We start from the raw sequence: 19818 nt of genomic DNA, 5'->3' as shown, positions 1-19818 counted from the left end.
CAATAGCCCGGGAACTCGCCAAGAGAATGGGTAAGGCGATTGTGAGACCCCCTGCGCGGCTGTACGTTTCGGCTAGGTAGTCTCCTCGGCAGAGTGGCCACGGGCCCCCGAGGGCCCCACCGACGCGTTGCCGGCGCACCAGGGCCGTGCCGGCAACGTCCCGAAAGGGCGAATGCCCGGCCGGATCGCTTCCCGCGATCCGGCCGGGCATTCGAATATTCCGGCCACCTGAGCCGTCTCCGCTTCCCGTTCCCCTACGCTCACAGCAGCGAGATCGGCCAGAACGCTAGCGTACTGGACGGATGACCAGTACGCTTCGCCGAATCAGGTAGACGCGGCGACGGTGACGTCCCGGAACCCTAGGAGCGCGTGTGACGGTCTCCCGGCGATCGATGCTGAGCGGCACCGCGGGCGCGATGCTGGCGGTGGGTGCGGGCGGGTCCGCGGTGGCGAATGCGCGGCCCGGCGATCCGCGCCACCGCACGGGCGAGGGCCAGGACTATCTGATCGGCTGCGGCATCGGCGATGTCACGGGCGCGGTCGCGGGCCAGGGCATGATGGGCTACTCCGAACTGGACCAGGTCGCCACCGGCCTGCTCATGCGCTGCTGGGCGCGGGCCTATGTCATCGTGGACCGGGCCACCGGCGACCGGATCGCCTTCGTGACGGCCGATATCGCGTGTCTGTTCCAATCGGTGCACCTGGCCGTGCTGCAGCGGCTGGCACAGCGCTTCGGCGATCTCTACACCGAGCGCAATGTCAACCTCAACGCCACCCACAACCACAACTCCTGCGGCGGCACCGCTCGCGAGTACGCGTATTCGCTGGCCGCCTACGGATTTCAGCAGAATTCGCACGAGGCCGAGGTGAACGGCATCGTGGCCGCCATCGCCGCCGCGCACGAGCGGCTCGCCCCGGGCACGCTGCTGCTCGGGCGCGGTGAGCTGCACGACGCGTCGGCCAACCGCTCCCGGGTCGCCTTCGAGCTCAACCCCGCCGAGGACAAGGCCGAATTCCCGAACGCGATCGATCCGGCCGTCACCGTGCTGCGGCTGCGCCAGGGCGGTCGCGACGTCGGCGCGATCACCTGGTTCGCCACCCACGGCACCTCGCTCACCGACCACAACACCCTCATCTCCGCCGACAACAAGGGCTATGCGAGCTACCGGTGGGAGCACGACGAGATGGGCGTGCGCCACCTGGACGGCCCGCCGGAGTTCGTGGCCGCCTTCGCCCAGACCAATCCGGGCGATATCACGCCGAATCTGAATCGCACGCCGTGGCATCCGAGCGGTCCGACCGACGACAACCGGGCCAACTGCGCCCTGGTCGGCGAACGCCAATACCAGGCAGGGCGGGCGGCCTTCGCCGCGGCGCGGCCGATGTCGGGCGGCGGCGTGGATGCCGTACTGCGATATGTGAACATGGCCGACACCGCCATCGACGGCGAATACACCCCCGACGGCAAGCCCGCGCGCACCGGCCCGGCGATGATGGGCGCCGCGGCGGCGGCCACGAGTTCGGAGGACAACTGGAAGACCCAGTTGCCGTTCCTGTTCGAGGGCGAGCAGAATCCGCTCGTCGCCGCGCTCGGCGGGGTGGACGCGCCGGTCGAGCAGTGGATGCGAGATGTGCAGGCGCCCAAGCTGATCGTCGCGCCACTGGGGATCATGCCGCCGCGGCCATGGGCGCCGGGGGTGCTGGCGATTCAGATCCTCCGCCTCGGTGAGCTCGTATTGGCCTGTGGCCCGGCCGAATTCACCGTGGTCTCGGGTCTGCGCATTCGCCGGGTGGTGGCACGGGCGCTCGGGGTGCCGGTATCGAATGTATTGCTGCAGGGGTACGCGAACGGTTACAGCGGATATGTGACCACACCCGAGGAGTACGTGTCGCAGCAGTACGAGGGCGGGGAGACACTGTACGGCCGGTGGACGCTGTCGGCGTATCTGCAGGAATTCGACCGGCTGGCACGGGCTTTGGCCGCGCGCGTCGATCCGGGTCGCGGCCCCGCACCGCTGGACTGGACCTCGGGCCCGCAGCCGAACCTGTTGCCGCCCGTCCCGCCCGACGTGCCGGTGGCCGGGCACGGCTTCGGCGACGTGCTGAGCGCACCCGCGCCCGGCTATGCGGTGGGCGCCACCGCCTCGGTGACCTTCGCCGGTGCCCACCCGAACAACGACTTTCACAACGGTGGAACCTATTTCGAGGTGCAGCGGGTCGACGGCACGGGCTGGCGGCGGGTCTTCGACGACAACGATTGGTGCACCGAGCTGCATTGGTCGCGTCCCGACGGCCAGCCCGCGGCCTCGCTCATTCGGATCGACTGGACCATTCCGCCGGATGCTCGGCCCGGTCGCTATCGCATCGCGTACTTCGGCGACAGCCGCGATGGCGTCGGTCGGCTCGCGCCCATCGCGGGCGTCTCGCCCGAATTCGACGTGGGCTGAGGCTATTCGGTGTGCCGGTCGGCGCGGGCGACGGTATCGAGGATCGCGCGCGTCACCCGCCGTGGCACATCGAGCATGGGCACGTGACCGGCCCCGGCCAGGATCTCGAAATCGGCTCGGGGCAGGCGTTGTCGGGCGATCGCCGCATTGACCGAGATCGGCAGGATGCGGTCGCGGGCGGACCAGGCCAGCGTGATCGGGCACGGCGACGGATCCAGTGGTTCGATCTGTTCGGTGGTGGCCAGCACATCGTGCAGGGCGGCGCAGTCGAGCAGATCGTCGGCGATGGCCAGGGCCCGGCGCGGCGGGACGCGGTCACCGTGTTCGATGATGTCCTGCAACGCGATCCGGCGCACGGTCGCCGACAGCAGGCCGATCGGTGCGAGCGGGCGGGTGAGCCGGGTGAAGGCGGCGAGCTGTTCGATGGTCGCGATGCCGGTGGTGTGGCCGTGGCCGCGGGCGGTCCAGAAACCGGCGGGGGAGAGGGCACAGACGCTGCGGGCCCGGCCGCGCCGGGCCAGCTCGATCGCGACCCAGCCGCCGAGCGAGTTCCCTGCGAAATGCGCCGTCTCCCAGCCTCGTTCGTCCATGCGCCGCTCGATGTCGGTGACCAGATCCGCGATCGCGACCGGCTGCCTCGCGGCGGGCGGACCACCGCGATGGCCGAGCATGGTCGGCGCGAAGACCGGGTGGCGCCGGGACAGGGCGGGGCTGATCTCGTCCCACACGCGCGCGGACATGCCGACGCCGTGCAGCAGGACGAGCGGGGCGGTGGGCATGGTGCTTCGATACCTCGGAGATCGCGGGCGGGTGGACACGTCCGAAAGGCAGCATCGCACGCCCGAGGTCGGCTCGCATCGGTGGAGCGCCTCGGCCGGTCCTAACCGCGGCGCAGCGACCACACCTGGGCCGCGATCCGGGCCAGCAGGCGGGTGGCGGGGTCGCCGGTGGCGCGACCATTGGCCAGCGGGCCGGTGTAGCAGACCGCCAGCGCGTACGGCGGCGCGTCGGGAGGGGTGACGAGCGCGGCGGCGTGGCGCATCCGGCGGGACCGGCCGTGGCCGCCCGCGATGCGGGTTCCGGCGGGCATGCCCACCGCGAGGTCATCGGTGTCGCCGGGGCCCAGCGCGGACAGCTCGTCGGCGGGCAGGGCGAGCATGAGGTGGGCGAGTCCGGCGGCGGTGACGCGGTGGGTGGTGTCGTGGGCGCGGTGGTCCAGGCGGCAGGTCAGATGGGTGCAATCCTCGTGCGGGACATCGGAGTTGATCGCGTAGAACGGATCTTCGCCGGATCGGACCGCGCAGATCGACAGCATGCGGACAGGGTATCCGTAACATTCCGGCAATACGGACGAAACAGGCAAGATATATCTCGTCCGGCCGCTTGACATCCGAGTGCCCCTGGTCCTTCGGTCTTTTCGACCGGCCGCGCGCGGGTCATCCTGGGTGCATGCCTCGCGGACGGACCCTGACCGAGGATGCGGTGAGTGCGCTCTCGAGGTGGGCGGTCATGGCTCGCCCGGCCGCATGGAGGGGAGCGGGCGAGCGGAGCGTACGGCTCAGGATGAACGCCCCCTCGAGAGCGCACAACATCGCCAGCAGCAGCTCACGCCGGATCGTGTGGTCGAAATCGATGACGCCCATGTGCTGTCGATGCTCGATCGGCCCGAGGCAATGACGACGGCGATGAGCGATTTCCTGCTCGGTTGAGGCCGATTGGCCCCGTGTGGATCGGTCAGCCGAACAGCGCCTGCAGTGGCGTGTCGCGGCCACCACGCCGAAGTATCGCAGCTGACGCAGCTCCACTCGGTCCACCTTCCTCCGGGTGACGTGACACGGCCCCGGCTGGCAGGCTGCCAGCCGGGGCCGTGTGGTTCGAATCGACGACGTCTACGGGCTATTGCTGCTCGATCGGCCCGTGGCCGTCGCGAAGGCGATCACCGATTTCCGGGTCGCTAGTAGTACCAGCGGCGTCCGCCGACCGGGCGGCCGATGCCGCCGAGCAGGGCGAGGACCGCGCCGACCACCGCGAGGATGATGCCGAGGGTGGTCAGGATTCCGATGCCGAGCAGGTAGCCCGCGATGATGAGGATGATGCCGAGGATGATCATGATGTGCTCCGTGCGTGGTCAGGGTTGCGGTTGGGCGCCGCGGGGCGGCTGATTGCCGGATGGGCGCCGCAGGAATGGGTTGCGGGACCACACCGGCTGCTGCGCGGGTGACGGCGGCGGCGGGGTGTTCGCGAGATCCTTACGCGCGGCATTCATCTCGCGCCGGGACTGGCGTAGTTCGCGGCGGATCTGCGCGTGCCGCCGTGCCGAGGAGAGTCCTCCGGCCAGCAGCAGGGCCAGGCCGAGCATGCCGACGGCGCCGAGCGCGATGCCCGCGGCGAACAGCTCGCCCTGCGAGGGCGCGAAATGCTGGTTGAAGACGGTGAAGTCGCTCGACAGCAGGTGAGCGTCGCCGGAATTCGCCACCACGGCGGCGACGCCGACGATCACCGCGGCGATCAGAACGATCAACCCGATGAGTACGATCATGACAGTTCCCAATTCCCAACGTTGTTGGACGTTATGTCCCGGCAATGCCCGCTGGCGAGCCGGTCAAACCAAGGTTTGACGACACGCGGACGTGCTATGCGATCCACGAACGCCCCTCGAGCCTGGGAGATCTCATGAGCACCTACACCTTCGAATTGCCGGAATTCGCCACCGACGCCGACCTCGCCGAGCGCACGCTGCGTCGTTTGGACACCACGAGCGGGGTGGACGTGGACCCGGGGTCGGAGACGATCACGGTCACCTCGTCGCTGCCGCACTCCGAGGTGCTCGAGATCATCCGGGATGCCGGGGTCTCGGCGCGGTAACCGGGCGGCGATGGTGCCGAAACGGTGTGCCGCTACGGTTGATTCGTGCCGAGGAATCCCTTGCCCGCGCTAGGTCGGGCCATTGCGCGCCGCCCGCTGGTGATGCGGGCGGCGCCCGCGATCGTGCTGCTCGAGCGCCTCGTCCGCCGCCTGACCCGCGGCCGCCGCGGCGTCCTGGATCTGGCCGGTCTGCCCTCGATCGAACTCACCGTCCTCGGCCGCAAATCCGGCCTGCCCCGTACGGTCGCACTGCTCTACGTCCCCGACGGTCCCGACACCTACCTGCTGGTCGGCTCGAACTGGGGCCGCCCGAAACACCCGGCCTGGTCGGCCAACCTCAACGCCGCAGACCACGCCGAACTGCACAGCGGGGGAGAGCGTTTCAAGGTCCGCGTCCGCCGCCTCACCGGCCCCGAGCGGGCGGCCGCATGGGAGCGCGCCGTGGCGTACTGGCCCGGCTACACCATGGAGGCCCGCCTCGCCCGCCCTCGCGAGTTTCGCCTGTTCGAGCTGACACGCATTTGACCCTTGCCCCGGGCGCTGGGCGCCCGGGGCAAGGGAATCGGGGGCTGCGCTGGCGACGGAACTGAGCGCTGCGCTGGCGGGGAATCGAGGGGGCTGAATGGAAAGTGGATACGTGAGGAGGGCGGCCGGTTCGAGACCGGCCGCCCTCCTTGGGGTTTGGGTTAGCGGTGGAGGCGGGTGCGGGCGGTGTCGGCCAGGTCCTCGGTGCGGGACTGGGCGCGGTCGGCGAGGTGGGCGCCGCGGGACTTGGCCTGTTTGGTGAGTTTGGTGGTGCGGGTTTGGGCTTGGGCGGCCAGTTCGGCGCTGCGGGCCTGGGCCTCCTCGGCCAGTTCGGCGAGTTTGGCGGCGCGGGCCTCGGCCTTGTCGGCGAGTTTGACGGCGCGGCGGCGGGCGCGGCCGGTGAGTTGGGTGCCGCGGTCGGAGGCGAGTTCGGCGAGGTCCGAACCGCGGGACTGGGCGCGGTCGGCGAACTCCGAGCCACGTTCCTGGGCGAGTTCGGCCAGGTGGGCGGCGCGTTTCTTGGCGGCTTCGGCGAGTTCGGGGCCGCGGTCCTGGGCGATTTCGACCAGGTGCGCTCCGCGTTTCTTGGCGGCTTCGGCGAGTTCGGGGCCGCGGTCCTGGGCGATTTCGACCAGGTGCGCTCCGCGCTTCTTGGCCGCCTCGGCCCAGTCGGGGCCGCGATCCTGCACGGTCTCCACCAGCTCCGCGCCGCGGTGGCGGGCCACCTCCGTGATTTCGGCGCCCTTCTCGGCGGCCACCTCGGCCAGCTCGCGGCCGCGAGAGGCCTGTTGTGCCAAGCGATCTCGCAGCGTATCGCTCGCGGTGGCGCCGAACGGGAGGGCGGCGGCCGCCTTGCGGGCGGCCCGGCGACCGCGCCAGCCCAGCGACGGTTTGCCCTCGGTATCGGCCGCGGCGATCATCAGCCCGCCCAGCAGGCCCAGATCCTTCAGGAACGCCACCCGCTTCGCGTCGCGGCGGGCCGGATCCTGCTCATTCCAGAAGTCCTGCTCGGTGACGGTCGCGGGCACGACCGTGGCGGCCAGCACCAGCGCCGACAATCGCGGCATCCGGCCCAGCGCCAGCAGCACCCCGGCGCCGACCTGCGCCGCGGCATTGATGCGGACGACCTTGCCGGGATCGGACGGGAGTTTGGCGGCTACCTGCTCCGGCAGCTTCTGCTCGCCTTGGGAGACCAGCGCGGTGGCGGCCTTCGCCCGTGGCTCGGGATGCATCAGCGTGTCCACCCCGTCGACGACGAAGGCGGTGGCCAGCAGCGGGCGGGCCAGTCGGCGGATCAACATGACAAGAACCCTTTCCTCGATGGCTGTTTCGGCGAGTTCCCGCAGTTGTGCGCGCCAAACGCGGACGTGCCCGTTGGTCCTCAGGGAACGACGGTCACCGGCCAGCGTCCGGCCTTGACCAACCGTACCGCCACCGAGCCGATGAGGCGGTGACCCGTCTTCTCCGACGCGCCGACCACCACCATGTCCGCCTTGAGCTCGTCGGCCGCCTCGGCCAATCCGGTGAAGGCGTCCCCGCGGCGGGTCAGGAATTTCCAGCGACCCTGGAAAACATCCTTGACGCGCTCGGCGTGGTCGTGGATCTCGCGCGCCAGATCCTCGGCCACCTCCTGGGTGACCCCCTGCACATCCGCGCCGTAGGCGCCCGCCATCGCCATGTAGGGCTGCACGTAAACGATTGTCAGCAGGGCGTTCTGGCGGCGGGCGAGCCCGGCGGCGTAGGCGGCGGCGCGCCACGAGGAGTCGGAACCGTCGACGCCGACCATGATCACGCGCGGTCCGTCGGTGCCCAATTCGAAGCCCGACCCGCTCGGTGCCCATTCCGGGGTAATCTCCTCGGTCACGCTGTCGAGCCTAGAGCAGCCGTGGCTACTGTCGGGGTATGGGCGAAATTCGACGACCGATCGCCGTGATGGGCGTGTCCGGAGCCGGGAAGACGACCGTGGGGGTGCGCCTGGCGGCCGCGCTCGGCGTGGAGTACGCGGAGGGGGACGACTTCCACCCCGCGGCGAATGTGGCGAAGATGTCCGCCGGAACCCCCCTCGACGACGCCGACCGCGCGCCCTGGCTGGACGCCATCGCCGACTGGCTCGTCGCCCGCCGCGGCCGTGGTGGCGTGGTCACCTGCTCGGCGCTCAAGCGCCGCTATCGCGATCGGCTGCGCGCGGCCGCGCCGGATCTGTTCCTGGTCTACCTGGATGTGCCGCGCGCGGAGCTGGAACGCCGATTGACCGTGCGCACCGGGCATTTCATGAAGGTGCAGCTGCTGGAATCCCAGCTGGCCGCCCTCGAGCCGCCGACACCCGACGAGCCGGGTATCACCGTCGACGGCACCGCGGGCGTCGACGCCGTGGTCGAACAGGTGCGCGCGGCCCTGGCGTCCCAGCCCGAATAGTGTGCGCGCGGTGATCATTTCAGTGCTCGAGCTTGCGGAGCAGATCCCGCAGCGCCCGTAAGTCCCTGGGGGGCAACGCCGCCAGCGGTTCGGGAGCCGGATCGGGCGTCGCGGCCGCCTCGGCCACCACCGCGCGCCCCGCATCGGTGATCGACACCAGTTTGGAGCGCCGGTTGCCCGGGTCGATCGCGCGCACCACCAGTCCGCGCTCCTCGAGATCGTTGACGGTGACCGTGGTGGCGGGGGCGTCCATGGTCGCCGCCTGCGCCAGCTGCTGCAACGTCATCGGGCCCGAGCGCAGTCGGCGCAGCACACGAATCCTGCTGAAGGGCAGGCCCGTTCGCTCGATGACCGCCCGCTTCCAGGTGTCGCGGGTGTCCATCACCAGATGGGTCAGCAGCCGCCAGACCTCGTCGGGGGTGGGGGAGTCATCCGGCATGGGCGGGCACCTTCTGTTCGAGCAAGGGAGCGACCCGGTCGCGCGAACGTGCGGCCCACCGGGTGTTGGCGGCCACGCCCAGGGCGACGATGCCCATCGCCAGCCCGGCCAGCACCCACCACAGGCTCGCGCCCGTCAACAGCCCACACAATGCCACACCCAGACTCACGCCCACTTGCCGACTGGTGGAGGCCACCGCCGCGGCCGCACCCGCCCGGTCCAGCGGCATCCCGCTCACCGCGGCGGTGGTGATGGGCGCGTTGACCAGGCCGAAGCCCATGCCGAAGGTGGCGAACATGATTATCAGCTGCCACACCGGCGTGTCCGGTCGCAGCGTGGTGAGCATGACCGCGGCCGCCGCCATCAGCGTGCCCGAGGCCAGCAGCGAGGGCCGGGTGCCGTAGCGGCCCACCAGCCGTCCCGACAGCGGCGAAAAGACCAGTACCCCCGCCGCCATCGGCAGATACAGCAGACCGGTGTGCACCGCCGAAAAGTGCCGCGTCCCTTGCAGATACAGCGACGCGCTGAACAGGAACGCGCCCAGCCCCGCGAACGCGCACACCGCCGTCACCGTGGCGGCGGCGAAGGGAATACTGCGGAAGAAGCGCAGATCGATGAACGGCGACCGATGCCGCGCCTCGTAGCAGACGAATCCGCCCAGCGCCACCGCCGTCGCCGCGAAGACCACCGGCCGGTGCTCGATCAAACCGAAGACGAAGGTGAACATCACCACGATGGCCAGCACCTGACCGATCGGATCGATGCCCCGTGCGGTCGCCGACTTCGACTCCGGCACATACACGGTGGTGAGAATCAGCGCCGCGGCGCAGATCGGCAGATTGATCCAGAACACCGACTGCCACCCCAGTACCTCGATCAGCCCGCCCCCGACCATCGGCCCCAGGGCCGTGGAGATGCCGACCACCGCACCCCACACCCCGACCGCGCGGGCGCGCTCGACCTTGCCGGTGAACACGGTGGTGATGATCGACATCGCCACCGGGTTGAGCATCGATCCGCCCACCGCCTGCACGAATCGCGCCCCGATGAGGATTTCGATACTCGGCGCCAGACTGCACAGCAGCGAGCCGAGAGCGAAGGTGCTCAATCCGACGCGGAACACCCGACGGCGGCCGAACCGGTCGGCCGCCGCGCCCGACAGCATGAGCAGGCTGGCCAGGGTGAGGGTGTAGACGTCGACGATCCACTGCAATCGGGGCAACGGCGCGTCCATCTGCTCCCGAATGGTCGGAATCGCGACATTGACGATCGTCGCGTCCATGGACGAGATCAGCAGACTCAGACAGCACGTCACCAGGACGATCGTCTTGCGACGCGCCGTCAGCCCCTCAACAGTTGTAATCACACAACTATTGTGAAACTACAACTATCGATCGGACAACCCCTGTGGGGGAGGTCACTTCGAGACGGCCTCGCTCACCGCGTTCGGACCGTTGTAGGTGCGATCGGGAATCTGCTCGAGCTCTTGGAGCACGTCTCGGTCGGCACCATTGCTGCGGGCCGCCGCTAATAACTCGTCGCGATCGGCCGGGTAGTCGACCCCGCTCAGATACTTCTGGACCTGAATCGGATTGACCATTGTCGGCACTCCTTTCGATTCGTCGGTGCCCGGACGTTGCCGAGGTACCACGCGATCCCGGCCACAAACAGGTTGAGGGCGCGACGCGCGGGTAGCACCGACGGTGACAACGCAACGAGGAAGGAGAACGGCCGTGGCCCAACCCATTACCACCGCCCTCGATCCGGAGCAGCAGCGCATCGCGGGCGAGGCGCTGCGCGGCACGGTGGTCGATCTGATCGACCTGTCGCTGATCGCCAAGCAGGCGCACTGGAACGTGATCGGCCCCCGTTTCCGCACGGTGCATCTGGCCCTGGACGAATTGGTCGCCGCCGCCAGGGAATTCACCGATTCGGCCGCCGAGCGCGCCACCTCGATCGGTGTCAGCCCCGACGGGCGCGCCCGCACCGTCGCCGAACAGTCCGGCGCGGAGGGCTTCGCGGCGGGCTGGCAGCGCGACGACGACGTGGTCGAGGCGATCACCACGAATCTGGCCGCGGTGATCCGCCGGTTGCGCCAGCGCGTCGATGTCACCGAGAAGGCCGATCCGGTCAGCCAGGACCTGCTGATCGCGATCACCGCCCGGCTCGAGCAGCTGCATTGGATGTGGCAGGCCCAATTGAGCTGATTCCGAACGGAAATTCTCTCGCCGGTTCGAAACATTCGATAACACAGACCCGGTAGCGTGCCGGGCATGACGACAGACCGCAGAGCGGAGGCGCCGGGCGCGCCAGTTACCACCGCAACCGGTGAAGAAGAAGGCTACAGCCGGGGGCTCACCCCCCGGACCATCCAGATGATCGCCATCGGCGGCGCGATCGGCACGGGTCTGTTCTACGGGGCGGGCGGTGCGATCGAAAAGGCCGGACCCGCACTGATCCTGTGCTATCTCGCCGCCGGTCTGGCGATCTTCGTGATCATGCGGGCACTCGGCGAGTTGCTGACCTATCGCCCGGTCTCGGGCAGCTTCGCCGAATACGCCAACGAATTCCTGGGTCGCTTCGCCGGATTCGTGACCGGCTGGACCTACTGGGCCGTGTGGGTCGCCACCTGCATGGCCGAGATCACCGTGGCGGGCAAGTATGTGAAGTACTGGTTCGCGGTCCCGGAGTGGCTCACCGCCCTGGTGGTGCTCGCGGTGTTGTTCGCGGCGAACCTGATCTCGGTGAAATTGTTCGGTGAGGGCGAGTTCTGGTTCTCCGCGATCAAGGTGACCGCCATCCTGGCGATGATCCTGATCGGCATCGGCGTACTGACCATCGGCTTCGGGCACGCGGCCAATCCGACCGTGACCAATCTGTGGGCCGACGGCGGGGTGTTCCCGAACGGCTTCGGACAGTCGCTGATGGCGTTGCAGATCGTCGTATTCGCCTACGTCGGCGTGGAACTGGTGGGCGTGACCGCGGGCGAGGCGGCCAATCCGCGCCAGACCCTGCGCAAGGCGATCAACACCCTGCCCTTCCGCATCGGCCTGTTCTATGTGGGCGCGCTCATCGTGATCATGTCGGTGGTGAGCTGGCGCGGCTTCCACGCCGGGCGCAGCCCGTTCGTCGAGGTGTTCTCCCAGATCGGGATTCCGGGCGCGGCGGGGTTGATCAACTTCGTGCTGCTGACCGCGGCGCTGTCGTCGTGCAACTCCGGCATCTACTCGACCGGGCGCATGCTGCGCAGTCTCGCCCTGCGCCAGGAGGCCCCGGCCGCGCTGGGCGGGCTGAGCAGCAGGCATGTTCCGTACATGGGCATCGTGGTGTCGGCGGCGATGATGGTGATCGGCGTGGTCGTGAACGTGATCTCGCCGGACAAGGCGTTCGCCTACATCACCTCGGTCAGCACCATGGGCATCATCTTCGTGTGGGGGATGATCCTGGTCTGCCATCTGCTCTACCGGATCAAGGTGCGCCGCGGTGAGCTGCCCGCCTCCGATTACCGCCTGCCCGGCGCGCCCGTGACCACCGCGTTGGCGCTGGCCTTCCTGGGCCTGGTGGTCGTGCTGCTGTTCTTCACCTCCGACGGGCGCACGGCACTGGTCGTCGGCGTGGTGTGGGCGGTACTGGTGTGCGCGGGCTATCCGCTGGTCAATCGCCTCGTATCGAAGGGGGAGAAGGTCAGTTGACGACCTTGTCCATGATCAACTCCAGCGACCGCACCCGCTCGTCGATGTCGTAGATGCGGGTGTTGAGCATGACCTCGTCGGCCGCGGTGCGGCGCAGCAGATCCTCCAGCTGTCGCCGCACCGTGGCCGGGGAGCCCAGCAGCTGACCCTCGCGCCGCTCGGCGACGAATCGCCGCTCGGCCTCGGTGCCGGGGAAGTTCGCGGTCTGCTCGGGGGTCGGCAGCGGGCCGCGGCGACCCAGCCGCAGCTGCAGGAATGCCAGCTCACTCGGGCGGGCCAGCAGATCGGCCTGCTCGTCGGTGTCGGCGCAGACCGCCGAGACCGCGATCATCGCGTGCGGGCGCTCGAGCCGCGGCGAGGGCCGGAAGTTCTCCCGATACAGCGCGAGCGCGGCCTCGGTGTTCTCGGCGCTGAAGTGGTGGGCGAAGGCGAAGCGCAGCCCGAGCAGCGCGGCCAGCTGCGCGCTGAACCCGCTCGACCCGAGCAGCCAGATCTCCGGCTGCTCGCCGATGCCGGGCACCGCCACGATGCCGTCGGCGCTGTCCCCGTCGAAGTAGCGGATCAGCGCCATCAATTCCTGTGGGAACGATTCGGCGGACAGGCCCTCGGTCGTGCGGCGCAGTGCCAGCGCGGTGGCCTGATCGGTGCCGGGCGCGCGGCCGATGCCCAGGTCGACTCGGCCCGGATGCAGCGCGTGCAGGGTGCCGAACTGCTCGGCCACCACCAGCGGCGCGTGGTTGGGCAGCATCACCCCGCCCGATCCGATCCGGATGGTCGAGGTGGCCGCGGCCAGATGGGCCAGCAACACGGCCGGGGCCGAGCTGGCGATCCCGGGCATATTGTGATGTTCGGCCACCCAGAAGCGGGTGTAGCCGAGTCGTTCGGCCTGCCGGGCGGATTCGGTCGTCGCGCGCAGTCCCTCGCCGACACTGTTTCCGAATTGCACCGGCGCCAGGTCGAGTACGGACAGCGGAACGTCGATCATCAGGCACCTCCGGCCGATGCAACACCGCAATCGTCGGATGTATTTCGGACCTCAGGCCGCGACCGTGCCCGCCCCGATCGCCAGGTAGGCAAGGGTGACCGTAAGCAGGAACCATCCGGCGCCCTGCCAGATCGGCCAGGCCCGCCCCCGCCGCCACACCCGGTACGTCGCGATGAACGCGCCCACCGTCCCGGCCACCAGCACCAGTCCCGGCCCACCGAGAATCACCGCCTGGGCGGCGGTATCGCAGAACGTCCGCTCCGCTCGCGCGCACGGCTCCCGCCGCGCGGCCCACTCGGCGATCACCGCGAACACCAGTGCCGCGGCCGCCAGCACGCACACCGAATACAGCACGACTCGCCGGAACAGCCCCGGGTCGTGCCAGTGCTTCTCGACATCGTCGACCATCTCGATCACCTCCTCACCGGTGGCGATACCCACAGCGCGGGCCGGGCCGACACGTCGGTACGCACGGAGCGCAGCTGGTACGGCACGCTGGTCACCATCACATCGGGCACGAAAAGCAGCCGCGCCTTCAGGCGCAGCGAGCTCTGATTGTGCAGCAGGTTCTCCCACCAGCGACCCACCACGTATTCGGGAATGTAGACCGCGACCACATCGCGCGGATGCGCGCGGCGCACCCGGCGCAGATAGCCGACGATCGGCCCGGTGATCTCCCGATACGGCGATTCGATGATCTTGAGCCGGACGTCCACGTCCGCGCGTTCCCATTCCCGCACCAGGGTGCGGGTGTCGGCCTCGTCGATATCGACCGACAGCGCGGTAAGGGTGTCGGGGCGGGTGGCGCGGGCGAACCGGACGGCCCGCCGCGTCGCGCGGTGCCAGCCCGAGACCAGCACGATCGCGTGCACTCGGCTCGGCAGCGTCTCGGCCTGGTCGAGATCGGCCGTCAGCTCCGCGCGCACTGCCGCGTAGTGCCGGTGAATGCCGCACATGAGCGCGACCAGCACGGGAATCGCGAGCACCACCAGATAGGCGCCGTGGGTGAATTTGGTGAGCAGGACGACGATCAGGACCACGCCGGTGCAACACGCGCCGACGGCGTTGACGAATCGGGCGCGCCGGATACGGCCGCGACCGGCCCGGTCGGTGACCTCGCGCAGGACGCGATTCCAGTGGCGCACCATCGCGATTTGACACAGCGTGAACGAGGTGAAGACGCCGACGATGTAGAGCTGGACGAGCCGGGAGGTCGAGCCGTCGAAGGCGTAGACCAGTGCGCCCGCCACCAGCGCCAGCAGGATGATGCCGTTGGAGAAGGCCAGCCGATTGCCCCGGGTGTGCAGCTGGCGCGGCATGTAACGGCGTTGCGCCAGAATGGAATTCAGCTGTGGGAAGCCGTTGTAAGCGGTATTGGCGGCCAGTACCAGGATCAGCGCCGTGGTGATCATGAGGTAGTAGAAGGCCGGGCTGTGGCCGCCGAAGACCGCCGCGCCGATTTGGGCGATCACCGTCTTCTGCGGGTCGGTGCGGCAGTCGCCGCGAAAGCCGATCAGATCGCAGGGGTTCTCGGCGACCCTGGTGCCTGAGATCATGGCCAGCGCCGTCACGCCGGCGAACATGGCGATCGCCACCGCGCCCATCGCCGCCATCGTGCGGGCGGCATTGCGCGCCTTGGGTTTTCGGAACGCCGGGACGCCATTGGAGATCGCCTCCACGCCGGTGAGCGCGGTGCAGCCGGAGGAGAACGCGCGCAGCAGCAGGAATGCCACACCCGCGGTGGACAGCCCGATCTGCTCGGGACGGATCTCGTACGCGGCGCTCTCGGCCACCGGAGCGTGCCCGCCGAATGTCTGCGCGAGCCCGATCGCCGTCATCGTCAGCACTCCGGCGATGAAACCGTAGGTGGGGATCGCGAACGCCCGCCCGGATTCCCGCACACCGCGCAGATTCATCGCGGTGAGAAAAACGATCACCCCCAGGTCCACAGCCACCCGATAGGGCGCGAGTTCGGGAATCGCGGAAATGATGTTGTCCACCCCGGCGGTCACCGAGACGGCCACGGTCATCACGTAGTCGGTCATCAGCGCCGCGGCCACCACGAGCCCGGCCGTCGCGCCGAGATTCTCCGCGACCACCTCGTAGGAGCCCCCGCCGGACGGATACGCCTGCACCACCTGCCGATACGACAGCACCACCACGCCCAGCAGCACCAGCACCGCCACGGCGACCCACCATGTCAGCCGCAGATAGGCCGTCCCGGCGAGGGCGAGTACCAGCAGGATCTCCTGGGTGGCGTAGGCGACCGAGGACAGCGGGTCGCTGGCGAAGATCGGCAGGGCGATCCGTTTGCGCAGCAGGGTTTCCCCGAGCCGATCGCTGCGGAACGGCTGCCCGAGAATCAGGCGCTTGGCCACATCGATCGGTGAAACCACGGGCGAACACTACGGCCGGGCGGCGGTATCACGGAAACCTGTTAAGGAAAGCTAATCGACTATTTCCCGAATCCGACGCCCACTGCGGCCGCGCTGGCCGTCGAGCACGAGATCGAGCCCGAATCGGAAATTCGCGTCGGCGAGATCCTGGTCGGCATCGGCGGCCGGCGGGGAATCGGCGAGACGACGTGCGGGAAGGGAGGATTCGCGCCGGAGCGGGGGAGGGAAAGGCGGATATCGACAACATTCCGACCGGTAAGTGAAATACTTCCGATCGGCGGGTACGTTGGCGCCCATGCGTACCGAGGGAGATGCCTGGGATATCAACACCGGCGTCGGGTCGACCGCTCTGTTCGTCGCGGCGGCCCGCGCCCTGGCCGCTCGGGAGGCCGAGCCGCTCGCCGTCGATCCGTTCGCCGAGGTGTTCGTGCGGGCCGCCGGTCCGGAATGGGCGGAGCTGCTCGATGGCACCGCGCCCGGGCATCCGTTGCGTGAGCCCGGCTTCGGCCCGGCCTTCGTGACCTTCCAGGCCGCCCGCACCGAATACTTCGACGACTACTTTCACGCCGCCATCGCCGCCGGGGTACGCCAGATCGTACTGCTCGCCGCCGGACTCGACGCCCGCGCCTACCGCCTGCCCTGGCCCGACGGCACGGTCGTCTACGAACTGGACCGCGCGCCGGTACTGCGGTTCAAGCGCGAAACCCTCGCCGCCAACGGCGACAAGCCCCGCGCCGAGCGTCGCGAGGTGGTGGTGGATCTGCGCGAGGACTGGCCGAAGGCCCTGCGCGGGAGTGGCTTCGACCCGGCCGCGCCGACCGCGTGGCTGGTCGAGGGCCTGCTGCCCTATCTTCCGGCCGTCGCGGTGGATCGGCTGTACGCCGATATCGAGGCGATCAGCGCTCCCGGCAGCCGGGTCGCGATCGAACAGATGGATCCGCTCCCCGACCAGGTCCACGCCGCCCTGCTCGCTCGGCCGAACGCCGTCGCGAACAGTCCGGCCGACTGGGCCCGGCTGATCTACAACGAACGACGCGGCGATGCCGCCGATTGGTTCACCGCGCACGGCTGGCGGGCCGAGCGCATCGGCCTGGTGGACTATCTGGCCGCGCGTGGCCGCGGTCCCGGTGACCGGCCCGACGGAGACCAGCCTCCGGTGTCCGCGCTGGTGAGCCTGGTGACGGCGATCCACCCGTGACGTCGATGCCGGGGATTTCGGCACCCCGGCCGGGCGGTGCACCGACCGGCGCTTCGCTGCGGGCACCGGACTCACTCGCTCGCGCCCGACATCGCCGCACGGCATGATGGATGCTTTCGATCACCACTCGTTCACCCTCCGGCCGCACCGCGCGGCCGGGTGCAGGAGTCGCGATGTCCGCATCCATTCCCGAAATCCTTTCCGGCGCACCGCTGACCGCCGTCGGCGTGGCCGTCGTCCGGGCCCGCGAGACCGCGCGGCCCGATCGGCTCTACGCGGATCCGCTCGCGCAGGAGTTCGTCGACGCGGCCGAGGCCGGATATACGGCCCCGGACGCTCCTCCCGGTGCGGCGGAGCTGTGGGCGAATGCGCTCGCCCTCGCCGATGCCGTGTACGAGTCCCGCACCTTGGGTGTCCGGCTGGTCGACGACGAACTGCGCGCCGCGGCCGAGGCGGGCTTCGAACAGGTGGTGTCGCTGGGTGCGGGACTGGATACCTACGCGTTCCGGTTGGAACTGCCGGATTCGTTGCGGCTGTTCGAGGTTGATCTGCCGGGATTGTTCGAATTCAAGGAGGTGGTGCTCGCCGCCGCCGAAGCCGAGCCGTGCTGTGAGCGCATTGTGGTGCCCGCTGATCTACGCGCGGACTGGTCGGCCGCCTTGTTGGACAAGGGTTTCCGGCCCGAGGTTCCGACCACCTGGATAGACCATGTGGTCGGATTTCTGCCCAGGGCGGATGCTCGGCGTGAGATCGTCACGGTGACGGAATTGTCCGCGCCCGCGAGTCGATACGGATTCCCGGTCATTGGCGGCGACGGCTTTGCCGCGGTGGTGCGCGCGGCGCCGGGCGCGGATCGGATTTTTCCGGCACCGTCGGCTCCGTCCGTGGAGACGGGGCCGGGTCCGGATGCCCGGGAATGGCTCGAAAGCCTGGGCTGGCGAACGGATTTCCGGGAGCTGGCCGAGGCCGTAGCGGCCTACGGCCGGGCGGTGCCCGATTCGATACCGCCCGGTACGGGCAATGTGGTCGCCGAGCGGGTCATGCCCCGATGACGGTATTCATGATGGTGCCCGCGCTGGTGATCAGCACGCCGCCGATCAGCGCCCCCGCCACCATCTTCGGCGACTCCAGCCGTCCGCCCTGCCACTTCTCCCAGGCGAAACGCCCACCGGCGTAGATGATCCCGACGGTGCCGGACAGCAGCATGAACCAGGTGAAATAGCGCACCAACTTCAACAGCTTGTCGGCCACCGGTGGGGTCTCCGGGGTGGGATTCATGATCTGGGCGAGGATGATGTCGTGGGCGGTCGTGAGAATCATGGCGGTTCGCTCCGCGTTGCCGGTGGTGCGTCCACCCTCCATGGTAGGAGCATCGATGACGTGACATCGGCGCGGGTGGGGTGCGGAAGCGACTTGCGGTGGCGCGCAGGCCTATTCGTCGTCCAGGCCCGCGGAGAGATAGGCCGCGGCGGCGATCCACTGGCGGCAGCCCAGATGGCGATCGTGGGCGCCCAGGATGGCGCGGGCGCGGCGGTAGGTCAGCTCACGGGGTTCGACGGCGCAGTCACCGATCGCATCGGTGCCATCGATGGAATCGCATGTACCGGAATGCTGAAGCATTTGAGTCATGGGACGCCTCTAACCGCTCGCTGGGGCAACGGTGGCGACGCTGGCGCGGGGCTCCCATGCGATCCGGCGCTGACCGGCCATCCTCGTCGAATAAAAGCTTAGGCCGGTGGACTGTGCAGATGCAAGCACATCTGCACAGTCACAAACGCGTGTCCCGGTGGTTGTGCGCGGGTCCGATCAGGGTTTGCGGGCCACCCCGCCGTAGGCGGCGATCTCGCGCACCTTGGCCAGCTCGATCTCCGGTCGCCGCCAGTGCGTGATCGGGCCGAAGCCGGGCTCGAGCAGTTCCAGGCCGTCGAAGACGGCGCGCAGCTGATCCTGGGTGCGTGGGTAGTACGGGACGCCGCCGGATTTCGCGTACTCCTCGCACATGCGAACGTAGTACTGGCTGTCGGTGGTGCCGTCCCAGTAGACCAGATAGCTGCCGCTGGGCACGGCGGCCAGGACCGTGTGCACGATCCGCAGCAGATCCTCGTAGGTTGGGGCGTGGCCGAGCACGCCCATGAACATCACCCCGATCGGCTGGGTGAAGTTCAGGATGTTGCGGGCCTCGTCGAGGATCCGCTCGGGGTTGTTGAAGTCGGCCTCTATATATGTGGTCACGCCCTCGTCGGTGGTGCTGGTCAGCAGCGCCCGCGCATGGGTGAGCACGAGCGGATCGTTGTCGACGTAGACGACCCGGGCGTCGGGCACGATCGACTGCGCGACCTCGTGGGTGTTCTGCATGGTGGGCAGGCCCGTTCCGATGTCGAGGAACTGGCGGATACCGGCCTCACCGGCCAGATGGGTGACGGCGCGGATCAGGAATCGGCGGCTCTCGGTGGCCATGGCGCCGATATCCGGATCGATCTCCAGGCTGGCGTCGCCGACCTGGCGATCGATGTCGTAATTGTCCTTACCGCCCATCCAATAGTTCCAGATCCGAGCGGAATGTGGGATGTCGGTGCGGATCTCGGTGTTGTGCCCTGCTGGCATGAGTCGGCTCCTCGTCGAGAACCCGGCCACGCCCCCGGCGTGCCGCCGGGACGCGCGCGGGTGGATGGGTCTGATGTGCAGTGACAGTACAAGATTCAGCTAATCGGGACAGCGGGGATGGACGTCTTCGATGCGTACTGGTATCGAAAAATTACCGACTGGTCGGCCGGTCTTCACGGAATCCTCAGGGCAACCCGCGAACATGACAGATCAAGATTAAAGCCGTTGTCGCGCAGATGGTTCCGGTGGTCC

At 68.9% G+C, this 19818-nt stretch carries 24 protein-coding genes; 9 read left to right on the top strand and 15 right to left on the bottom strand.

The window, feature by feature from the left end; all coding sequences use genetic code 11:
• Positions 1–371 precede the first annotated feature (371 nt).
• Positions 372–2447: a neutral/alkaline ceramidase gene (locus NDR87_RS02670; protein WP_251908961.1), complete on the top strand. Its 2076-nt coding sequence runs from the start codon at positions 372–374 to the stop codon at positions 2445–2447.
• A gap of 2 nt (positions 2448–2449) precedes the next feature.
• Here NDR87_RS02670 and NDR87_RS02665 read toward each other — a convergent pair whose 3' ends face one another.
• Together NDR87_RS02665 and NDR87_RS02660 are read right to left on the bottom strand one after the other, a co-directional pair.
• Positions 2450–3226, bottom strand: a complete 777-nt coding sequence (locus tag NDR87_RS02665; RefSeq protein WP_251908962.1) for an alpha/beta fold hydrolase — start codon at positions 3224–3226, stop codon at positions 2450–2452.
• Between the two features lie 101 nt (positions 3227–3327).
• Positions 3328–3762: a serine hydrolase gene (locus tag NDR87_RS02660; protein ID WP_251908963.1), complete on the bottom strand. Its 435-nt coding sequence runs from the start codon at positions 3760–3762 to the stop codon at positions 3328–3330.
• Between the two features lie 184 nt (positions 3763–3946).
• Here NDR87_RS02660 and NDR87_RS02655 point away from each other — a divergent pair, with 184 nt between their 5' ends.
• On the top strand, positions 3947–4156 hold the full coding sequence (locus NDR87_RS02655) for a hypothetical protein (RefSeq protein ID WP_251908964.1): 210 nt from the start codon (positions 3947–3949) through the stop codon (positions 4154–4156).
• A 245-nt stretch (positions 4157–4401) separates the two neighbouring features.
• On the opposite strand, the gene NDR87_RS02650 is transcribed toward NDR87_RS02655, so the two are convergent.
• Together NDR87_RS02650 and NDR87_RS02645 are read right to left on the bottom strand one after the other, a co-directional pair.
• Entirely contained in the window at positions 4402–4557 is a 156-nt protein-coding gene (locus NDR87_RS02650; RefSeq protein ID WP_251908965.1) for a DUF6131 family protein, read from the bottom strand.
• 18 nt (positions 4558–4575) lie between these two features.
• The gene (locus NDR87_RS02645; protein WP_251908966.1) at positions 4576–4986 is read right to left on the bottom strand and encodes a hypothetical protein; all 411 of its coding nucleotides are present in this window, start codon (positions 4984–4986) and stop codon (positions 4576–4578) included.
• Between the two features lie 134 nt (positions 4987–5120).
• Here NDR87_RS02645 and NDR87_RS02640 point away from each other — a divergent pair, with 134 nt between their 5' ends.
• Positions 5121–5312, top strand: a complete 192-nt coding sequence (locus NDR87_RS02640; protein WP_251908967.1) for a heavy metal-associated domain-containing protein — start codon at positions 5121–5123, stop codon at positions 5310–5312.
• A 45-nt stretch (positions 5313–5357) separates the two neighbouring features.
• A complete protein-coding gene (locus NDR87_RS02635; RefSeq protein WP_251908968.1) occupies positions 5358–5837 on the top strand; it encodes a nitroreductase family deazaflavin-dependent oxidoreductase in 480 nt (159 codons plus the stop codon).
• Positions 5838–5998: 161 nt separating this feature from the next.
• Here NDR87_RS02635 and NDR87_RS02630 read toward each other — a convergent pair whose 3' ends face one another.
• Both NDR87_RS02630 and NDR87_RS02625 read right to left on the bottom strand, forming a co-directional pair.
• A complete protein-coding gene (locus tag NDR87_RS02630; RefSeq protein WP_251908969.1) occupies positions 5999–7138 on the bottom strand; it encodes a DoxX family protein in 1140 nt (379 codons plus the stop codon).
• A gap of 80 nt (positions 7139–7218) precedes the next feature.
• The gene (locus tag NDR87_RS02625) at positions 7219–7701 is read right to left on the bottom strand and encodes a universal stress protein (RefSeq protein ID WP_251908970.1); all 483 of its coding nucleotides are present in this window, start codon (positions 7699–7701) and stop codon (positions 7219–7221) included.
• A gap of 38 nt (positions 7702–7739) precedes the next feature.
• Here NDR87_RS02625 and NDR87_RS02620 point away from each other — a divergent pair, with 38 nt between their 5' ends.
• Positions 7740–8252: a gluconokinase gene (locus NDR87_RS02620; RefSeq protein WP_251908971.1), complete on the top strand. Its 513-nt coding sequence runs from the start codon at positions 7740–7742 to the stop codon at positions 8250–8252.
• A gap of 19 nt (positions 8253–8271) precedes the next feature.
• Here the strand turns inward: NDR87_RS02620 and NDR87_RS02615 are convergent, their stop codons facing one another.
• From NDR87_RS02615 to NDR87_RS02605, 3 genes are read right to left on the bottom strand one after another with little or no spacing between them, the layout of a single operon-like run.
• Entirely contained in the window at positions 8272–8691 is a 420-nt protein-coding gene (locus NDR87_RS02615) for a MarR family winged helix-turn-helix transcriptional regulator (RefSeq protein WP_251908972.1), read from the bottom strand.
• A complete protein-coding gene (locus NDR87_RS02610; RefSeq protein ID WP_251908973.1) occupies positions 8681–10057 on the bottom strand; it encodes an MFS transporter in 1377 nt (458 codons plus the stop codon). Before NDR87_RS02610 ends, NDR87_RS02615 begins: the two co-directional genes overlap by 11 nt.
• 51 nt (positions 10058–10108) lie before the next feature.
• Positions 10109–10291 (bottom strand): DUF2795 domain-containing protein, encoded by a 183-nt coding sequence (locus tag NDR87_RS02605; protein ID WP_251908974.1) that lies wholly within the window; start codon positions 10289–10291, stop codon positions 10109–10111.
• 133 nt (positions 10292–10424) lie between these two features.
• Here NDR87_RS02605 and NDR87_RS02600 point away from each other — a divergent pair, with 133 nt between their 5' ends.
• Positions 10425–10898 (top strand): DNA starvation/stationary phase protection protein, encoded by a 474-nt coding sequence (locus NDR87_RS02600; protein WP_251908975.1) that lies wholly within the window; start codon positions 10425–10427, stop codon positions 10896–10898.
• Positions 10899–10964: 66 nt separating this feature from the next.
• Entirely contained in the window at positions 10965–12383 is a 1419-nt protein-coding gene (locus tag NDR87_RS02595; RefSeq protein WP_251908976.1) for an amino acid permease, read from the top strand.
• Here the strand turns inward: NDR87_RS02595 and NDR87_RS02590 are convergent.
• Genes NDR87_RS02590 through NDR87_RS02580 form a run of 3 tightly spaced genes read right to left on the bottom strand, consistent with a single transcriptional unit; the run spans position 12376 to position 15764 of the window.
• Positions 12376–13368 carry an LLM class flavin-dependent oxidoreductase gene (locus NDR87_RS02590; RefSeq protein ID WP_251908977.1) on the bottom strand — a complete coding sequence of 331 codons (993 nt, stop codon included), beginning with the start codon at positions 13366–13368 and terminating at the stop codon, positions 12376–12378. The two genes, NDR87_RS02595 and NDR87_RS02590, sit on opposite strands and share 8 nt — an antisense overlap.
• A 51-nt stretch (positions 13369–13419) precedes the next feature.
• A complete protein-coding gene (locus tag NDR87_RS02585; RefSeq protein WP_251908978.1) occupies positions 13420–13776 on the bottom strand; it encodes a hypothetical protein in 357 nt (118 codons plus the stop codon).
• Between the two features lie 5 nt (positions 13777–13781).
• A complete protein-coding gene (locus NDR87_RS02580) occupies positions 13782–15764 on the bottom strand; it encodes an APC family permease (RefSeq protein WP_251908979.1) in 1983 nt (660 codons plus the stop codon).
• Between the two features lie 295 nt (positions 15765–16059).
• Here NDR87_RS02580 and NDR87_RS02575 point away from each other — a divergent pair, with 295 nt between their 5' ends.
• Together NDR87_RS02575 and NDR87_RS02570 are read left to right on the top strand one after the other, a co-directional pair.
• Complete coding sequence (locus tag NDR87_RS02575) at positions 16060–16962, top strand: SAM-dependent methyltransferase (RefSeq protein WP_251908980.1); 903 nt, start codon at positions 16060–16062, stop codon at positions 16960–16962.
• A 173-nt stretch (positions 16963–17135) separates the two neighbouring features.
• The gene (locus NDR87_RS02570; protein ID WP_251908981.1) at positions 17136–18014 is read left to right on the top strand and encodes an SAM-dependent methyltransferase; all 879 of its coding nucleotides are present in this window, start codon (positions 17136–17138) and stop codon (positions 18012–18014) included.
• Here the strand turns inward: NDR87_RS02570 and NDR87_RS02565 are convergent.
• From NDR87_RS02565 to NDR87_RS02555, 3 genes are all read right to left on the bottom strand, one after another.
• Entirely contained in the window at positions 18001–18282 is a 282-nt protein-coding gene (locus NDR87_RS02565) for a hypothetical protein (protein ID WP_251909464.1), read from the bottom strand. The two genes, NDR87_RS02570 and NDR87_RS02565, sit on opposite strands and share 14 nt — an antisense overlap.
• Before the next feature lie 111 nt (positions 18283–18393).
• Positions 18394–18591, bottom strand: a complete 198-nt coding sequence (locus tag NDR87_RS02560) for a hypothetical protein (RefSeq protein WP_251908982.1) — start codon at positions 18589–18591, stop codon at positions 18394–18396.
• A 177-nt stretch (positions 18592–18768) separates the two neighbouring features.
• Positions 18769–19566 carry an SAM-dependent methyltransferase gene (locus tag NDR87_RS02555; RefSeq protein ID WP_251908983.1) on the bottom strand — a complete coding sequence of 266 codons (798 nt, stop codon included), beginning with the start codon at positions 19564–19566 and terminating at the stop codon, positions 18769–18771.
• Positions 19567–19818: the final 252 nt, after the last annotated feature.

The sequence above is a fragment of the Nocardia sp. CDC159 genome (genome assembly GCF_023740735.1).
GTDB lineage: Bacteria > Actinomycetota > Actinomycetes > Mycobacteriales > Mycobacteriaceae > Nocardia > Nocardia pulmonis.
The sequence above is the reverse complement of the archived record's forward strand: the minus strand, read 5'-3'. Positions and strand labels throughout refer to the sequence as shown.

Bases quoted from the DNA above. Each gene is read 5' to 3' on its own strand.
- NDR87_RS02665 (WP_251908962.1), bottom strand. From the start codon at position 3,226: ATGCCCACCGCCCCGCTCGTCCTGCTGCACGGCGTCGGCATGTCCGCG.
- NDR87_RS02585 (WP_251908978.1), bottom strand. From the start codon at position 13,776: ATGGTCGACGATGTCGAGAAGCACTGGCACGACCCGGGGCTGTTCCGG.
- NDR87_RS02570 (WP_251908981.1), top strand. From the start codon at position 17,136: ATGTCCGCATCCATTCCCGAAATCCTTTCCGGCGCACCGCTGACCGCC.
- NDR87_RS02645 (WP_251908966.1), bottom strand. From the start codon at position 4,986: ATGATCGTACTCATCGGGTTGATCGTTCTGATCGCCGCGGTGATCGTC.
- NDR87_RS02590 (WP_251908977.1), bottom strand. From the start codon at position 13,368: ATGATCGACGTTCCGCTGTCCGTACTCGACCTGGCGCCGGTGCAATTC.
- NDR87_RS02555 (WP_251908983.1), bottom strand. From the start codon at position 19,566: ATGCCAGCAGGGCACAACACCGAGATCCGCACCGACATCCCACATTCC.
- NDR87_RS02650 (WP_251908965.1), bottom strand. From the start codon at position 4,557: ATGATCATCCTCGGCATCATCCTCATCATCGCGGGCTACCTGCTCGGC.
- NDR87_RS02660 (WP_251908963.1), bottom strand. From the start codon at position 3,762: ATGCTGTCGATCTGCGCGGTCCGATCCGGCGAAGATCCGTTCTACGCG.
- NDR87_RS02575 (WP_251908980.1), top strand. From the start codon at position 16,060: ATGCGTACCGAGGGAGATGCCTGGGATATCAACACCGGCGTCGGGTCG.
- NDR87_RS02640 (WP_251908967.1), top strand. From the start codon at position 5,121: ATGAGCACCTACACCTTCGAATTGCCGGAATTCGCCACCGACGCCGAC.
- NDR87_RS02595 (WP_251908976.1), top strand. From the start codon at position 10,965: ATGACGACAGACCGCAGAGCGGAGGCGCCGGGCGCGCCAGTTACCACC.
- NDR87_RS02565 (WP_251909464.1), bottom strand. From the start codon at position 18,282: ATGATTCTCACGACCGCCCACGACATCATCCTCGCCCAGATCATGAAT.
- NDR87_RS02605 (WP_251908974.1), bottom strand. From the start codon at position 10,291: ATGGTCAATCCGATTCAGGTCCAGAAGTATCTGAGCGGGGTCGACTAC.
- NDR87_RS02560 (WP_251908982.1), bottom strand. From the start codon at position 18,591: ATGACTCAAATGCTTCAGCATTCCGGTACATGCGATTCCATCGATGGC.
- NDR87_RS02620 (WP_251908971.1), top strand. From the start codon at position 7,740: ATGGGCGAAATTCGACGACCGATCGCCGTGATGGGCGTGTCCGGAGCC.
- NDR87_RS02630 (WP_251908969.1), bottom strand. From the start codon at position 7,138: ATGTTGATCCGCCGACTGGCCCGCCCGCTGCTGGCCACCGCCTTCGTC.
- NDR87_RS02615 (WP_251908972.1), bottom strand. From the start codon at position 8,691: ATGCCGGATGACTCCCCCACCCCCGACGAGGTCTGGCGGCTGCTGACC.